This window comes from Nocardia sp. Marseille-Q1738 (assembly GCF_965283145.1).
Map to the genome: position 1 here is coordinate 237,014 of NZ_CBDIMS010000003.1, position 14,085 is coordinate 251,098.

At 69.6% G+C, this 14,085-nt stretch carries 15 protein-coding genes; 6 read left to right on the forward strand and 9 right to left on the reverse strand.

Annotated elements, in window-relative coordinates; translation table 11 throughout:
• Window positions 1-83: 83 nt before the first annotated feature.
• The gene (locus ACWPXK_RS14540) at window positions 84-911 is read left to right on the forward strand and encodes a hypothetical protein (RefSeq protein ID WP_454196641.1); all 828 of its coding nucleotides are present in this window, start codon (window positions 84-86) and stop codon (window positions 909-911) included.
• A gap of 223 nt (window positions 912-1,134) precedes the next feature.
• On the opposite strand, the gene ACWPXK_RS14545 is transcribed toward ACWPXK_RS14540, so the two are convergent.
• From ACWPXK_RS14545 to ACWPXK_RS14565, 5 genes are all read right to left on the reverse strand, one after another.
• Window positions 1,135-1,791 (reverse strand): urease accessory protein UreD, encoded by a 657-nt coding sequence (locus ACWPXK_RS14545; protein ID WP_454196642.1) that lies wholly within the window; start codon window positions 1,789-1,791, stop codon window positions 1,135-1,137.
• 9 nt (window positions 1,792-1,800) lie between these two features.
• On the reverse strand, window positions 1,801-2,520 hold the full coding sequence (gene ureG, locus ACWPXK_RS14550; protein ID WP_454196643.1) for an urease accessory protein UreG: 720 nt from the start codon (window positions 2,518-2,520) through the stop codon (window positions 1,801-1,803).
• 27 nt (window positions 2,521-2,547) lie between these two features.
• Window positions 2,548-3,213: an urease accessory protein UreF gene (locus tag ACWPXK_RS14555; protein ID WP_454196644.1), complete on the reverse strand. Its 666-nt coding sequence runs from the start codon at window positions 3,211-3,213 to the stop codon at window positions 2,548-2,550.
• A gap of 89 nt (window positions 3,214-3,302) precedes the next feature.
• The gene (locus tag ACWPXK_RS14560; RefSeq protein ID WP_454196645.1) at window positions 3,303-4,172 is read right to left on the reverse strand and encodes an SDR family NAD(P)-dependent oxidoreductase; all 870 of its coding nucleotides are present in this window, start codon (window positions 4,170-4,172) and stop codon (window positions 3,303-3,305) included.
• 262 nt (window positions 4,173-4,434) lie between these two features.
• Window positions 4,435-5,907 carry an MFS transporter gene (locus ACWPXK_RS14565; RefSeq protein ID WP_454196646.1) on the reverse strand — a complete coding sequence of 491 codons (1,473 nt, stop codon included), beginning with the start codon at window positions 5,905-5,907 and terminating at the stop codon, window positions 4,435-4,437.
• Window positions 5,908-6,002: 95 nt separating this feature from the next.
• On the opposite strand from ACWPXK_RS14565, the gene ACWPXK_RS14570 reads away from it, so the two are divergent.
• Both ACWPXK_RS14570 and ACWPXK_RS14575 read left to right on the forward strand, forming a co-directional pair.
• Window positions 6,003-6,689 carry a TetR/AcrR family transcriptional regulator gene (locus ACWPXK_RS14570; protein ID WP_454196647.1) on the forward strand — a complete coding sequence of 229 codons (687 nt, stop codon included), beginning with the start codon at window positions 6,003-6,005 and terminating at the stop codon, window positions 6,687-6,689.
• Window positions 6,690-6,710: 21 nt separating this feature from the next.
• On the forward strand, window positions 6,711-7,730 hold the full coding sequence (locus ACWPXK_RS14575) for a zinc-binding dehydrogenase (protein WP_454196648.1): 1,020 nt from the start codon (window positions 6,711-6,713) through the stop codon (window positions 7,728-7,730).
• A gap of 10 nt (window positions 7,731-7,740) precedes the next feature.
• Here ACWPXK_RS14575 and ACWPXK_RS14580 read toward each other — a convergent pair whose 3' ends face one another.
• A complete protein-coding gene (locus ACWPXK_RS14580; RefSeq protein ID WP_454196649.1) occupies window positions 7,741-8,418 on the reverse strand; it encodes an O-methyltransferase in 678 nt (225 codons plus the stop codon).
• A gap of 119 nt (window positions 8,419-8,537) precedes the next feature.
• Between ACWPXK_RS14580 and ACWPXK_RS14585 the strand changes: the two genes are divergently transcribed.
• The gene (locus ACWPXK_RS14585; protein ID WP_454196650.1) at window positions 8,538-9,383 is read left to right on the forward strand and encodes an SGNH/GDSL hydrolase family protein; all 846 of its coding nucleotides are present in this window, start codon (window positions 8,538-8,540) and stop codon (window positions 9,381-9,383) included.
• 62 nt (window positions 9,384-9,445) lie between these two features.
• Here the strand turns inward: ACWPXK_RS14585 and ACWPXK_RS14590 are convergent, their stop codons facing one another.
• Together ACWPXK_RS14590 and ACWPXK_RS14595 are read right to left on the reverse strand one after the other, a co-directional pair.
• Window positions 9,446-10,726 carry an SPFH domain-containing protein gene (locus ACWPXK_RS14590; RefSeq protein WP_454196651.1) on the reverse strand — a complete coding sequence of 427 codons (1,281 nt, stop codon included), beginning with the start codon at window positions 10,724-10,726 and terminating at the stop codon, window positions 9,446-9,448.
• A complete protein-coding gene (locus tag ACWPXK_RS14595) occupies window positions 10,726-11,157 on the reverse strand; it encodes an NfeD family protein (protein WP_454196652.1) in 432 nt (143 codons plus the stop codon). Before ACWPXK_RS14595 ends, ACWPXK_RS14590 begins: the two co-directional genes overlap by 1 nt.
• 129 nt (window positions 11,158-11,286) lie before the next feature.
• Between ACWPXK_RS14595 and ACWPXK_RS14600 the strand changes: the two genes are divergently transcribed.
• Entirely contained in the window at window positions 11,287-12,111 is an 825-nt protein-coding gene (locus ACWPXK_RS14600; protein WP_454196653.1) for a DUF3097 domain-containing protein, read from the forward strand.
• 410 nt (window positions 12,112-12,521) lie between these two features.
• Window positions 12,522-13,337 (forward strand): hypothetical protein, encoded by an 816-nt coding sequence (locus tag ACWPXK_RS14605; RefSeq protein WP_454196654.1) that lies wholly within the window; start codon window positions 12,522-12,524, stop codon window positions 13,335-13,337.
• Window positions 13,338-13,652: 315 nt separating this feature from the next.
• Here ACWPXK_RS14605 and ACWPXK_RS14610 read toward each other — a convergent pair whose 3' ends face one another.
• Window positions 13,653-14,069 carry a hypothetical protein gene (locus tag ACWPXK_RS14610; protein WP_454196655.1) on the reverse strand — a complete coding sequence of 139 codons (417 nt, stop codon included), beginning with the start codon at window positions 14,067-14,069 and terminating at the stop codon, window positions 13,653-13,655.
• Between the last annotated feature and the right edge of the window lie 16 nt (window positions 14,070-14,085).

Sequence of the window (14,085 nt, forward strand, 5' to 3'; positions counted from 1 at the left end):
GTCATAGCGAACTCGACCAATCCAGGTCGCCAGCGAATCCGAATGTGAGGCGTCGAAGTCTCCTTCCGGATGAAAGGTGATCTATGGGCACAGGCAAGCACAGAGCAGCCGACCCGCATCGACAGAAGATCGGCTCGATCGTCGTCGCGGGCGCAATCCCCTTGGTCGTCGCGCTGGTGGGAACCGGCACCGCGAACGCCGAGCCCGATCAGTCCGTCCCGTCGGGGCCGGCCGATCAGTCGGAGCAGTGGCCCGCGGCCGAAGCGCCGAACGTGCGTCCATACCAGGGTCTGCATATTCCGGAGGACACGCTCAGCTCGCTGCAATGGGCGCGGCCGATGCCGGAGAAGAAGTACCTGGCCCCGGTAGACGTGCTGCACCTGCCCGTTCCGGTCGCCCCGGTGCCGCCGATCGCGCCGCCGGCGGGCAAGTTGCGCTTCGGTGACGTGCAAGTCGACGCACCGGAGTGGCTCTACCGGGAGCAGGCGATCCAGCTCAACGACGGCGCCGCGCAAGTCGAGGCCACTATGGCGACATTCCTCGACTCGGTCGGCATGGAGCGCACCCGATCCGACCGCATCGCCGGCCAGACCGTGGGCGCCGCGGCGCTCGGTGCGGCCGCGGGTGCGGCGGTGGCAAGCCCGTTCGCGCTGTTCGGGGCCGCCATGGGCGGTGCGATCGGCGGGGCCATCGGCCTGCCGTTCGCGCCGATCGGTCTCGCCGCGGGCCCGATAGGTGCCGCTTACGGCGCGGCCCTCATGGCCGTTCCCCTCGCGGCCATCGGCGCGGGCGTCGGTGCGGCGCTCGGTGCGGTGCACTCCTTCAGCGCGCCTCCGCAGGCCCTCAGCACGCCTCCGGAGTCCGACGACACTCCTGAGGTCGATCCGGCCCTGGAGGGGGCCAACGGTTGACCGGACCGGCACACTCGAGGGACGAGCCGGAAGGGTGGGAACCCGACGACGCTGGCGGGCTCCCACCCTTTCTTTCTCCCCTGCTCGACCGGATTACACCCGGACCGGGCGAATTCCACAGGACGCGTAGGACCAGTCGTTACGACTCCCGATGAGGGCTGTGACATATCGCCGCAACGGAACCCGAGCGGTAGAAGCGGCCCGCCAAAGGCTCGGCGAGGTCTCATTCGGAGACGGCGAGCAGCGACCCGGTGCGAGTGAACAGGCTGCCACCGGCCGCGAGCGGCAGCCGGGTCTGGGTCAAACCCGTTGTCGCCGCCGGACGTCCGTCGGGATAGACGAGTTCGCTCTCCAGCGCGCGCGGAGCGGCCAGCGCGTCGTCGGCCGTTGTTCCCGCGCCCAGTTCGAGACGATGGCGCAGCAACGGGGTGGCGTCGATGTCGGCGATCAGGTCTCCCCGCCACTCACCCGCATCCTCACCAGTGCGGCCGATCTGGACACGTTCGCGCATGCGCAGCCGGGCATCGACGGCCAGGCGGATCCTGGTGACGGTGTGGTGGCGGGCGCCGCCCGCGACGATCATCGGCTCGGGATCGAAATCCAGCGCTCCCCCGCTGCCGACCTCGAGCTGCCAACGCGCGAACGACAGCGGCGTCGCCCCGCCGGGCAGCGCCAAGCTGGCCGCGACCGAGCGCACCACCAGTTCGGCCCCCGGCGCGACCACGACGACGATGTCGAGCTCGTCACCGCCGAGCGGCGTGGCGGCAGTGCCGATCAGATGAACCGTCCGCGGACCGGTGCGGCGAGCCGACAGTCCACCGCTGGCGTGGATCTCCGGGAGTGCCGCGGCGGTGGCGACTATCCGTAGCTCGGTGCGCAACAGCGGAACTCAGTGCGCGACAGCGGATTCGCCGGTGCCCGCCCGGTCCTGCTCCGCGACCGCGCGTAGTTGCTCGCGCACCCAGTTCAGCACCGGCGTGGCCGCCGGGTCCTCGGTGAGCGAGACCAGCACGGTCGGGCGACCGGCACGTACCCGTCCCGCGTCGCGCTCCATCACGCCCAGATCCGCGCCGACCAGCGGGGCGAGATCGGTCTTGTTGACCACCAGCAGATCCGAAAAGGTCACGCCGGGGCCGCCTTTGCGCGGTACCTTGTCGCCGCCCGCCACGTCCACGACGAAGATCTGCACGTCGATCAGTCCGGAGGAGAACGTCGCGGTGAGGTTGTCGCCGCCGGATTCGACCAGGATCAGATCCAGTGGTGGGTTGGCGGCGACCAGATCGTCGATGGCGTCGAGGTTGGCGGTGATGTCGTCGCGGATGGCGGTGTGCGGGCAGCCGCCGGTCTGCACAGCGGTGATCCGCTCATCGGGCAGTACCGCATGCCTGCGCAGGAAGTCGGCGTCCTCGGTCGTGTAGATGTCGTTGGTCAGCACGGCCAGCGACAGCTCGTCGCGCAGTTGCCTGCACAGCGCGGCCACCAGAGCGGTTTTGCCGGAGCCGACCGGACCGCCGATGCCGATGCGCAACGCCTCGCCAGGAGTCCGAGTCCGCTTGGGCCGATCGTGACTGTGGTCGTGCGGCTCGCCGTCGATCAGGTGCGGGGGCATGGCGCGGTCTCTTTCGCTCGAGGGTCTTCAGCTGGCGAACAGTGGCATGTCGCGGCGCAGGTGACGCTCGGCGAGCACGTCTTGCAGCGGATCGGACACCGCGGCCAGACCGGTCACCGCCTCCGCGGCGACCCCATCGCACAGGTCGGCGAGGCGCACCGTGCACGCGGCGATCGCGGCGGGGTCCAGCGCCAGCAAGCGCTGGGCGGCGGTCGCCGCACCGGTGAGGGTGGTGTAGACGACAACGCTCGCGATCTGTCGCGGCGGCACCGCGGCGGCCACGCCGACCACACCGAAAACCGTGGACAGGTGCGGTGTCGTGCCGAGGGGCGACCACTCGTGCTCAGGCCACAGCTGTTTGGCCAGACGCAGCAGGCCGCGGCCCTGCGCGCGGGACGCCGCGCGGGCGCCGGGCGCGGGTGTGCGCGCGTCGGCCTCCGCCTCGGCGCGGGCCGGATCGAGTTCGCCCGCGCACACCGCGGCGGCCAGCGACGCGGCCACCAGGCCCGTTGTCCGGATTCGGCGGCGCAGGTACAGCTCTACCGTCGCCGCGTCGCGGATCAGGCCGGAGGCGACGGCCTCCTCCACTCCGCCGGAGTGCACGTGCCCGCCGATCGGCAGCCGCGAGTCGGCGAGTGCGAGCACCGTCGTAAGGCTCGACGCAGCCGGACGGCTCGGACCTGATTCACGCACCCGTCGATCCTATGTCCCGGCGTGTCGCACAGGTGTCCCGGCCGTTTCGCGGACGTTCCTGCGTCGCGCCGGTTCTGGTTCGGAGCAGGTCAGCGCCGGAAGGCGCGTTCCATGAATCGCTGGGCGCGGCCACGGGTCAGGTCGGTCCATGCCTGCACCGGCGCCGACCACCAGGGGGCGATTTCGCGCGGCTTGGCGGTCACCGCGTGGCAGACCAGGTCGGCGGCCTCGTCGACGGTGAGCCCGGGAACCCGGCTGAAATCGGTGGGCGCGCTCATCCTGGTGTGTACCAGCGGCATATAGATCGAGGTAGTCGTCACGCCGTCGGAGGCCACCTCGGCCGCGACGCTGCGCAACCACACGTCGAATGCGGCCTTGGACGCACCATAGGCCGCCCACCGTGGGGCAGGCGGCACACGCACACCCCACGTCGAGATGTTGACGATGTGCCCTCGCCCGCGAGCCCGCATCTCGGGCAGCAGCGTGAGCAGCAGGCGCACCGGACCGAGATAGTTGATATCCATGGTGCGCGTGAAATCGTGGAAGCGGTCGTAGGAATCGGCGATGGGACGGCGAATCGACTTGCCCGCGTTGTTGATCACCACGTCGAGGCGGCCGTGCTCGTCGAGCAGTCCGCGGCCGAGGCGTTCGACGGCATCCATGTCGGTGAGATCGGTGGGATAGGCGTGCGCGACGCCACCCGCCGCGGTGATCTCCGTGGCCAACCGGTGAAGTTCCTCGGCGGAGCGGGCGACGAGCAGGACGGTCGCCCCCGCCGCGGCCAGCTTGCGCGCGCTCGCTTTGCCTATCCCGTGCGATGCGCCGGTGACCAGCACGATCTGGCCGTCGACCGCGGCGCGCAACGTCTTTTCACGCGGACGCGATGTGGGATAAAGCAGACGGGTCGCCACCCGTTCGGCGATCGGCCGCCCGTTGCTCGAAGCCGGGGTGTGGTTCACGGATTCGACTGTAAGCCCAGATCAGGCCGTTCACCCGGGGATCGCGTGATCACCGCTCGCGCACGAGTTGCAGCAAGTCCCGCCGGTGAGGTAGCGATGCTCGAGCCGCCGTCGGTGCGCCGGACCAGGAAATCACTGACGAGGTCGAGGGCGGGCGCGTCGCCGAGCGACAGTGTCCAGTGCGCGGAGGTGAGCCAGTAGTGCGTGCGTCTCGGTAGGCGCGCCTAGGACAGGTAGCTCTGGTCGCCGAGCCCGTGCCTGGTCAACGCCGGGCGGACGAGGCGAACCGGGCGATCAGAGCCATCGCCACCAGCGCCGTCGCGCCGACGGCCACCGCGATATGCATTCCGTTGACGAAGGATTCGCGTGCCGACTCGATCAGCGCCGCATCGCCGCCCGCCTTCTGGATGGTCTCGCCGAGCGTCGCCGCATAGTCCCCGCCGGAGCGGAAGATCAGCGCCGCGAGCGAGCCGAGCAGAGCGAGGCCCAGTGCGTTCCCCAACTCGAAGCTGGTCTCGGAGATGCCGACGGCCGACCCGGCCCGTTCCGCCGGCACCGAGGACACCGCTACGTCGGACACCAGGGTGAAGGCCAGGCCATAGCCGATTCCGGCGATGGTGGAGCCGGTCAGGTACCACCAGAGCCCGCCGTGCACGCCCACGCCGAGCAACATCAGGTTGCCGACCGCCGAGGCCAGCAAGGCGAACACGAAAGTGGCGGTAACCCCGAAGCGGTGTCCGACCCGTGCGCCGCCCATCGAGCAGACGAACACCGCGATCGCCATCGGGATGCCGAACAGCGCCGCGGCCAGCGGCGTGCGCCCGGTCACCGACTGCAGATAGACGCTGGTCAGATAGCTCAGACCGGCCAGCGACATCATGCCGATCAGGCTGGAGCCGATCGCCACCGAGAACGGGACCCTAGCGAACAAACGCAGGTCGAGCAGTGGTTCGTCGAGCTGCCGCTGCCTGCGGACGAAGACGATCGAGAGCACCGCGCCCATCAGCGCGATGACGACGGCCTGCGTATCGATGCCTTCGGTCGCGGCGTGCTTGATGCCGTAGACCACCGGCAGGATGCCGCCGATGGACAGGGCGACGCTCGGCAAGTCCAGCGGTCCGAGTACGACCGCCCGATGTTCCGGCAGCACGAACGGCCCGAACCCGAGCAGGATCAGCAGCACCGGGATATTGATGAGAAAGACCGAACCCCACCAGAAGTGGTGCAGCAGCACGCCGCCGATGATCGGTCCGACGGCGGAGCCGCCGGCGAAGAACGCCGTCCAGACGCCGATCGCGGCGGCGCGCTCGCGGGCGTCGGGAAACAGGCTGGAGATCAGCGCCAGACTGGACGGCAGCAAGGTCGCGCCGCCGATGCCCATCAGCGCCCGCGCCGCGATCAGCACGCCCGCGCTCGGCGCGAACGCCGCGATCACCGACGCGATCCCGAACACCGCGGCGCCCGCCAGCAGGATGGTGCGCCGCCCCACCCGGTCACCGAGGTTGCCCATGGTGATCAGCAGGCCCGCGATCAGGAACCCGTAGATATCGAGAATCCACAACTGCTGGTCCGCCGAGGGGTCCAAGTCGACGGTCAGCGTCGGCAACGCGAGGAACAGCACCGAGATGTCCATCGACACGAGCAGCACCGGCAGCAGCAGGACGGCCAGGCCCAGCCAGGCGCGGCGCGAGCCCACCGTGGTCGGCGCCGTCCCTACTGCCCGCACGTCTGTCATTCCGAACATCCTCTCACTGGCGCGTACGTCGTACGCATGGTCCGGGTACAGTGTACGCTACGGATTCGGGCCCCGAATTGGAAGCGAGCCGTGGGATGACCGAGATCAAGCTGCACCGCACCGCCATCGTCGACACCGCCATCGAGCTCGCCGACGCCGAGGGCCTGGACGCGCTGTCCATGCGGCGCATCGCCGACCGGCTCGGCGTGGGAGCCATGTCGCTGTATCGCCACGTCGCGAACAAGGACGAGCTACTGGCGTTGATGACCGACGAGGTGGCGCGGCGCAACCCGTATCCCTCGCCGGAGGGGCAACGGTGGACCTGGCGCGACCGGGTCCGCATCGCCGCCGAGATCGATTGGGCGCTCTACCGGCAGCATCCGTGGGTGCTGCTCACCTTCGCCACGCCGCGCTACAGCTTCGGCCCGCAAAGCCTGACGTGCCTCGCGTGGCTGGTGGACGGCTTCCTGGAACTCGGTGTGTCCACCCGCGAGGCGACGAGCATGTCCTTCACCGTGTGGAACTACATCTCCGGGGCCACCCTGCCGGAGATCAGCGCCGAGCTGATGGAGCGCAAGGGCATGAACCCCGCCGGCGACAACGCTCTGCGGACACTGCTGAACGGCACGGCCGAGGGGCCGGTCCCGCCGGTGCTGGCCGAGCTCGCGGGCAGCGGCGTGAGCGACCTGACGCAGGAGGAACTGCTCTATGGCGGGCTCGACGCCCTGTGCGACGGATTCGCGGCACGGGCGGCACGGCGCGAGCATTTGACCTCGACCTAACTCGAGGTCGCAGGCTGGTCGGTGACCGCATCACGAACAGGAGTCACCGTGCACGCCATTCGCCTCCATAGCTTCGGCCCGGCCGAAAACCTGCGCTACGAAACCGTATCCGACCCCACACCCGGCCCCGGCCAGGTTCGCATCGCCGTGTCCGCCGCAGGAGTGCACTTGGTGGACACAACGCTCCGTAAGGGCGAGCCCGGCCCCTTTACGTTGCCGCAACTGCCGACCATCCCGGGACGCGAGGTCGCGGGCACCGTGGACCGAGTCGGTGCGGACGTCGACCCGAGCCTGCTCGGCACGCGGGTAGTGGCCCACCTCGGCGCGGTGCCGGGCGGTTACGCCGAGCTCGCGGTGACCGAAGTCGCTCGGCTACATCACATTCCAGCGAACCTGGATGCGGCCGAGGCAGTGGCGATGATCGGCACCGGGCGCACCACCATGGGCATTCTCCAGTTCACCCAGTTGGATTCCGGCAGTGTCGCCGTGGTGACGGCCGCCGCGGGCGGCATCGGCACGCTGCTGGTGCAGTACGCCGAGAACGCCGGAGCGACGGTGATCGGACTGGCCGGCGGCCCCGCGAAAGTCGAGCAGGTCCGGCGCAACGGCGCCGACCTCGCGGTGGATTACCTACTGCCGGATTGGCCGGACCGAGTTCGTGCGTACATCGGCGACCGCGGGGCGAGCGTGCTCTTCGATTCCGTGGGCGGCGACGTCGCCCGCGCAGGCGTGGACCTACTCGGCAAAGGTGGGCAGCATGTGGTCTACGGCCGGTCCGGCACGTCGAATGATCAAGGGCCGCTTACGCTTTCCGCCGATGAGCTCGCCACCCGCGACATCACCTCCGAGCTGGTGGTCGGCCCGCCGATGCTGGCGCGGGCCGGTGGCGACCTGCGCGTCCTGGAAGAGCAAGCCATGGCCGAGGCGGCCGCCGGTCGGCTGCGCCCCGCGGTACACCCTTTCCCGCTGGCCGAGGCAGCCGCCGCACACCGCGCGCTGGAAACCCGTGGAACGACCGGCAAGGTAGTGCTGATTCCCTGACCGCGGCGGCTCACTCGAAGCTGTCACCGTTGACGACGGCGTAGGCGAAACCGTCCCATCCCTTGCTGCCCACGGTCTGCACCACGGTCGCGTCCAGGCTCGGTTCGGCCGCGAGCAATTCGATCAGTTCCCGGCTGGCCTGCGCGGCCGGGTCCTGCGAGTGCTCCTCGGCGACCGCGCCGCCGCGGACCACGTTGTCGACGATGATCACCGAGCCCGGCCGGGTCAGGCGCAGCGCCCACAGCACGTAGTTCGAGTTGTTCACCTTGTCCGCGTCAATGAACACCAGATCGAACGGATCCGGATCCTCCTCGGCGAGCACGGGCAGGCTGTCCAGTGCGGCGCCGACCCGGATGTCCACCCGGTCGCCCACCCCGGCCCGCTCCAGGTTGGCCCGTGCCACCTCGGCGTGCTGCGCGGCGAACTCCAGCGTGACCACCAGTCCCTTCGCGCCGACCGCGCGGGCGAGCCAGATGGTGCTGTATCCACCGAGCGTGCCGATCTCCAGCACCCGCCGCGCTCCGACCGTCCTGGCCAGCAGATGCAGAAACTTGCCCTGCGGAGGTGACACATCGATCGCGGGCAGGCCCGCCGCCTTGTTCGCGGCCAGCGCGGCTTCGGACGCCGGATCCGCCACCAGCGTGTCCACGATGTAGCCGTCTACGTCGGCCCATCCAGGTGTTGTCATGCCTGGAAGTCTGCCACTGTATTTCCGCGCCACGGATCGGCTTGCCGAGTAGCGTGCGGCACAAGGAGACGTGCTCGCCCGCTCAGGACTGCGCCAGCCGAGACCACACAGGACACGACATGACGAATCTGTCGCACGCCATCGCCGTCACCGCCTGCCTGCTCGCCCTCGGCAGCACCGCCCCCGCCGCCGCGATGCCCGCCGGAGGAGGGGCCGAGTACGTCGCGCTCGGCGATTCCGGCGCGGCCACCACCGGTGTGCGGAACTTCGACACCTCGGCCCCGCCACGGTGTCTCCGCTCGACCGCGAACACCCCGAAGCTGGTCGCCCGGGATCTCGGCCTGCGGCTCGACGACCGCACATGCAACTCGGCGCGCATCACGGACCTCACCACATCGCAGGAGCCGGGCATCGCACCGCAGTTCGACGCCCTGGGCCCGGGCACCAGACTGGTGACGGTGCACATCGGCGCCAACGACGCCCTGATGGCCGAACACGTGGTCGGCTGCCACGTGTCCGGGGTATCCGGCATCGGCGCCTGCGCCGATCCGGGGTGGGACGCCGACATCGATGGCATAGCGGCGTCGTACTCGGCCGCGTTGCGGCAGATCTCGTCGCTGGCACCGAACGCGAAGATCGTCGTGGACGGCTGGCCGCGTTACGTCCGCGACGGCGGTTGCCCCGAACTGGTCGGCCTCCGCCCGTCCGACGCCGCCCATATACAAGCCGCCTTCGACCGCCTCAACACTGTGGTTGCCCGGGCCGCCACGGCACACGGAGCCACCTATGTCGACACCCGCGCCGCATCGGAAGGCCACGACGCATGCGCCCCCGCCGGTGTTCGCTGGATCGACCCGGTGATCGCCACCGAAACGCTGGTCCCCTACCACCCCACCCCGCAGGGCATGCGCGGCGTCGCCGACGTCATCGTTCCGGCGATCCGCGCCTCGGGACTGCCCGATTGAGCGTTCCCGGTGCCACAGTGCCCCGGACTCCAGTGAGAATCCGGGGCGCTTTCGACGCGGTCTTACTTCGAGAAGTTCTCCGGGGGCTGCCAGGGGCGGCCGTGCGGGTCATCCGGGCGGTGGGCCGGGGGTTGCTCCGGCGGCTGCTGTTGCGGCGGCTGCTGCTGCGCCGGGAAAGCCTCCTGCGGAGGAAGCACCGGCTGGTGCGGGGAGGGTTCGTACCCCTGCGGCGGCGAGGTCGGCGCCAAGCCCTCGACCGGAGTGCGCGCCGTGGCCTCGGCGGCGCGCACGGCCCGCTCGATGGTCGGGTCGGGCGCGGTGTCGAACCAGTCCGCGACGTCGGAGTCGTCCTCGGGCCTGACTTCCGAGCCGTCGGAGGCGGGCGGTTCGTAACGGAACACCCCGTCCTCGCCCTGCGTGCCGAAGCTCTTGGCGAACCCTTCGAGCGCCTTGCCGAAATCGCTCGGCACCAGCCACACCTTGTTGGCATCGCCGCGGGCGACCATGGGCAGCGTCTGCAGGTACTGGTAGGCAAGCAGTTCCGGCGTCGGCTTGCCGGATTTGATGGCGGCGAAGACCTTTTCGATCGCTTTCGCCTGCCCCTGCGCCTGCAGATAGGCGGCGGCGCGCTCACCTTGGGCGCGCAGAATGCGGCTCTGCCGTTCACCTTCGGCGGACAGGATCGCCGATTGCTTGGCGCCCTCGGCGGAGAGGATCTGCGCCTGCTTGGCGCCCTCGGCCGTCTTGATCTGCGATTCCCGCTGACCCTCCGCGGTGAGGATCATCGCGCGCTTCTCGCGGTCGGCCTTCATCTGCTTCTCCATCGACTCCTGGATCGATGGCGGCGGATCGATGCTCTTCAACTCGACCCGCGCGACGCGCAGCCCCCAGCGCCCGGTCGCCTCGTCGAGCACGCCGCGCAGCTGGCCGTTGATCGAGTCGCGGGAGGTGAGCGTCTGCTCGAGCGTCATCCCGCCGACCACGTTGCGCAACGTGGTGACGGTCAGTTGCTCGACCGCGGCGATGTAGTTGCTGATCTCGTAGACCGCCGCCTGCGGGCTGGTCACCTGGAAATAGACCACGGTGTCGATGTGCAGGGTCAGGTTGTCCTCGGTGATCACCGGCTGCGGGGGGAACGACACCACCCGCTCGCGCAGATCCACCTTGGCGCGGATCCGGTCGGCGAACGGGACGAGGAACGTGAGCTGGCCCGACACCGTGCGCGAGTACCGGCCGAGGCGCTCGATCACCGCGGCCTCGGCCTGCGGCACCAGCGCGATCGACTTGAAGACCACCACCACGACCAATAGGACGAGGACGGCGGCAACGATCAGTACAGCCATTACGGCCCCTTCCAGACGACGGCGGTCGCGCCGTCGATCTTCATGACGTACACGGTCGTACCCGGCTCGTAGACTTCGCTCACGTCCATCGGCCTCGCGGTCCACACCTCTCCGCCGAGTTTCACCTGACCGGAATGCGCCGCGACCTGCTCGAGCACCAGCGCCGTCTTACCCGGAAGGGCGTCCACGTTCGTCGGCGTCGGCGGTGGAGTTCCGAAACGTCGCCGGAGGACGGGGCGGACGCCGAGCAGCAGCACCCCTGAGATCACCGCGAACACGATGGCGTCCACCACGAGCGACGTGCCCGCCGCGGCGCTGACCCCCGCGGTGCCGAGCGCGGCCGCACCGAGCATCAGCAGCGTCAGGTCCCCGGTGAGCATTTCCGCTGCCGCGAGCAGGATGCCCGCGACAAGCCAAAAAATTGCGGCCACACGATCACTGTAGTGCTCCGGCCGTTCTCGCGGGACCGACCGCCGTGAGTATCCCGTACGAATTCGCCGCCGGGACGCGCGCAGACCCGTTGCCTTGAAACCTTCAGCGGCGGTGCTAGCTTCAGGCGGGTGAGCGGGCGTGACAGGTATGGCGACATCTTCTCCGGACATCCCCGATCGAAAAAGCGGGCGGTACCTACGGTCACCGCGGAACGCGACCTGGTCGTCGAAGACGCCGCCACCGGATTCTGCGGCGCGGTGGTCGGTTTCGATCGCAGCTACGACGGCGAGTTCGTGAAACTCGAGGACGCCCGCGGCGCGGTGCGCCTGTTCGCACTGCGCGAGGCCGCGTTCCTCATCGACGGCGAGCCCGTCACGCTGGTCCGGCCGGTCACGGCCGCGCCGAAGAAGCCGAGCCGCTCCGCCTCGGGCTCCACCCGGGTCGAGGGACTGCGCGCGAGGGTGGCCCGTGGTAGCCGGATCTGGGTCGAGGGTGTCCACGACGCGGCGCTGGTGGAGCGGGTGTGGGGGCACGATCTGCGCGTCGAGGGCGTGGTCGTCGAGCATTTGGAGGGCCTGGACAATCTGGCCGAGCGGCTGGCGGACTTCCAGCCGGGCCCTGGCAGGCGGGTCGGCGTGCTGGTCGACCATCTGGTGACCGGATCGAAGGAGACGCAGCTGACCACCGGACTCGGACCGCACGTGCTGGTGACCGGGCATCCGTTCGTCGATGTCTGGCAGGCGGTGCGCCCCGCGACCGTGGGGATCGCGCAGTGGCCCCACGTGCCGCGGGGTGAGGACTGGAAGACCGGCGTCTGCGCACGCCTGCGCTGGGGCACCCCGCAGGACGGATGGCGGCGCGTCTACGGCGCGGTGACCTCCTTCCGCGATCTGGAGGCGCCGCTCATCGGGGCGGTGGAGCGACTGATCGACTTCGTCACCGAACCGGAATAGGCAGCTGCCTCGCATCCGCTCGGCCCGGTGCATGAGCAGCTGCCTCGAGCATTCGCCCGGCCCGGTGCATGAGCAGCCGCCTCGAGCATTCGCTCGGCCCGCCGCATGAGCAGCCGCCTCAAGCATTCGCCCGGCCCGCCGCATGAGCAGCCGCCTCGAGCATTCGCCCGGCCCGGTACACGAGCGGCCGCCTCGAGCCTTCCCTCGGGGCGGCGCGGGCTGAGGATGGACTTCGGCCGGAAGCGTCGTAGCGCGTCAGCGGATCGTGGCCGCGACGGCCGGATGCCGGAGGGTATCCGCGCGGATCCAGCGGTCGTCGCCCGCGGTGCGCCCGTGGTTCCGGCGCTGCTCACGAATGCCATCGCGCATGGATGCCCACCGGTAGCGCCCACCCTTTATGCTCGATAATTATGTGCTCTCCAAGCGCGACGCTGACGGTCTGGGCGAGCTCCTGGCTGGCCGGCCGCAGTGCGCCCGACGACGTTCTGGTCGCCTTGCACGCATGGGCGCCGAGGCACACGATCGCGGCGGGTGATCCGCTCGCCGGCGGCCGCACCGACTTACCCTGGTCCGCGCACGGCAATCTGCCGGGAAGCGGAGTCATGGCCCTGCTCAAGCTGGTTCGCGAGACCGTGGCGCTGCCTGGTTCGCAGCTGCGACTGGTGCTCCCGGTCCCTGGAGACGTGCGCGGAGTCCCCGGGGGCACGGCGTTCGCCGCCGACGCGATGGCCGCCGAGGAGGGCATCCTGATCGGCGTCCCCGGCACCGACGGTACCGGTCTCATCCCACAGTGGGCGGACGAGGACACCCTGCAGTGGACCGTCTACAGCACCCCCATCCCCGCGGCGCCGGGCCCCGACATGTCGCTGGGCGAGGCCGAATACGCGATGCGGGAAGCGGTCCGCGACGCCGCCGACGCGCTGATGAAACTGCACACCACCGCGCTCGGCACGGCCGAATCCGATCCGCGTGAGCTCATCGAGGCCGAACTCGCCGACTACTCCCGGCATGACTATCCCGACTCGATTCCGTTGCGCGCCAGGCGCATTCTGGATACCGCCGACCATGTCGCGGCCATCCTCACGGTAGCGCAGCGGGAACCGGCCTCCGCTCCCACCTCCGCCAGCGCGATCGGCGCGCAGGAATCGCTGTTGCGCCCGCTGTGGGACGCGATCCGCGCGGCCAGGCTCGTCGCGGTGCACGCCTCGGCGCGCGGAAACGACTGACCTCCTCCCCGCAGAGCGGATCGCGATGTGCGTTTCCACGCCATTCCCCGTCGAATAGCGGCACCATCCCGGGCAGAGCGGCGCGCCGCCGCTGAAATCCGCAACCACGCTTCTGCGCACATCGGCCGTTCCTGTAGTCGCCAGCTGTGCACGGTCCCGCAGGATTCCGTGCACGGCCTGCTCCGCCGGAAACAACAGCGGCGGACCACTTCCCGGAGACGATCGCCTCGCGGGTCGCACGCTGGCGCGACGGCAGGGCGGGTCCTGACTCTTCCGGGCCTCCCGCGTGCTACCCGACGTCTGGATTACTTCTGGTTACTGCTGCGGCGGGTATTGCTGCTGGTATTGCTGCTGCGGCTGGTACTGCTGCGGCGATTGCGGCTGGTAGGGCTGCTGATACTGCTGCTGCTGTGGGTACTGCTGATACTGCTGCTGCGGCTGGTAGGGCTGTTGGTACGGCTGGGCCTGCGGATACTGCTGCGGCGGATACTGCTGCTGCTGGGGCTGGTTCGAGTTCGACTTTCCTCGTTTGCTCAGCCAGATCACCAGGCCGATCACCACGGCGACAACCCCGAGGCACAGGATAAGGCCTCCAATCGAAAAGCCTTTACCGCTGCTACGACCGCGGCGCCGGGCTTCGGTGGCGTCCAGAGCGACGGTCCACACATTCGCGTCGGACCAGGCGTGTGGGTCGAGTACGGCGGCGTTGGTCAGCACGTCGGCATAGGTCATCGAAAATTACCCCCAG

What these genes read in the sequence shown, in the direction of transcription:
- ACWPXK_RS14540 (WP_454196641.1), top strand. Translation starts at nt 84, where the DNA reads ATGGGCACAGGCAAGCACAGAGCAGCCGACCCGCATCGACAGAAGATC.
- ureG (WP_454196643.1), bottom strand. Translation starts at nt 2,520, where the DNA reads ATGCCCCCGCACCTGATCGACGGCGAGCCGCACGACCACAGTCACGAT.
- ACWPXK_RS14565 (WP_454196646.1), bottom strand. Translation starts at nt 5,907, where the DNA reads ATGACAGACGTGCGGGCAGTAGGGACGGCGCCGACCACGGTGGGCTCG.
- ACWPXK_RS14570 (WP_454196647.1), top strand. Translation starts at nt 6,003, where the DNA reads ATGACCGAGATCAAGCTGCACCGCACCGCCATCGTCGACACCGCCATC.
- ACWPXK_RS14580 (WP_454196649.1), bottom strand. Translation starts at nt 8,418, where the DNA reads ATGACAACACCTGGATGGGCCGACGTAGACGGCTACATCGTGGACACG.
- ACWPXK_RS14585 (WP_454196650.1), top strand. Translation starts at nt 8,538, where the DNA reads ATGACGAATCTGTCGCACGCCATCGCCGTCACCGCCTGCCTGCTCGCC.
- ACWPXK_RS14590 (WP_454196651.1), bottom strand. Translation starts at nt 10,726, where the DNA reads ATGGCTGTACTGATCGTTGCCGCCGTCCTCGTCCTATTGGTCGTGGTG.
- ACWPXK_RS14605 (WP_454196654.1), top strand. Translation starts at nt 12,522, where the DNA reads ATGTGCTCTCCAAGCGCGACGCTGACGGTCTGGGCGAGCTCCTGGCTG.
- ACWPXK_RS14610 (WP_454196655.1), bottom strand. Translation starts at nt 14,069, where the DNA reads ATGACCTATGCCGACGTGCTGACCAACGCCGCCGTACTCGACCCACAC.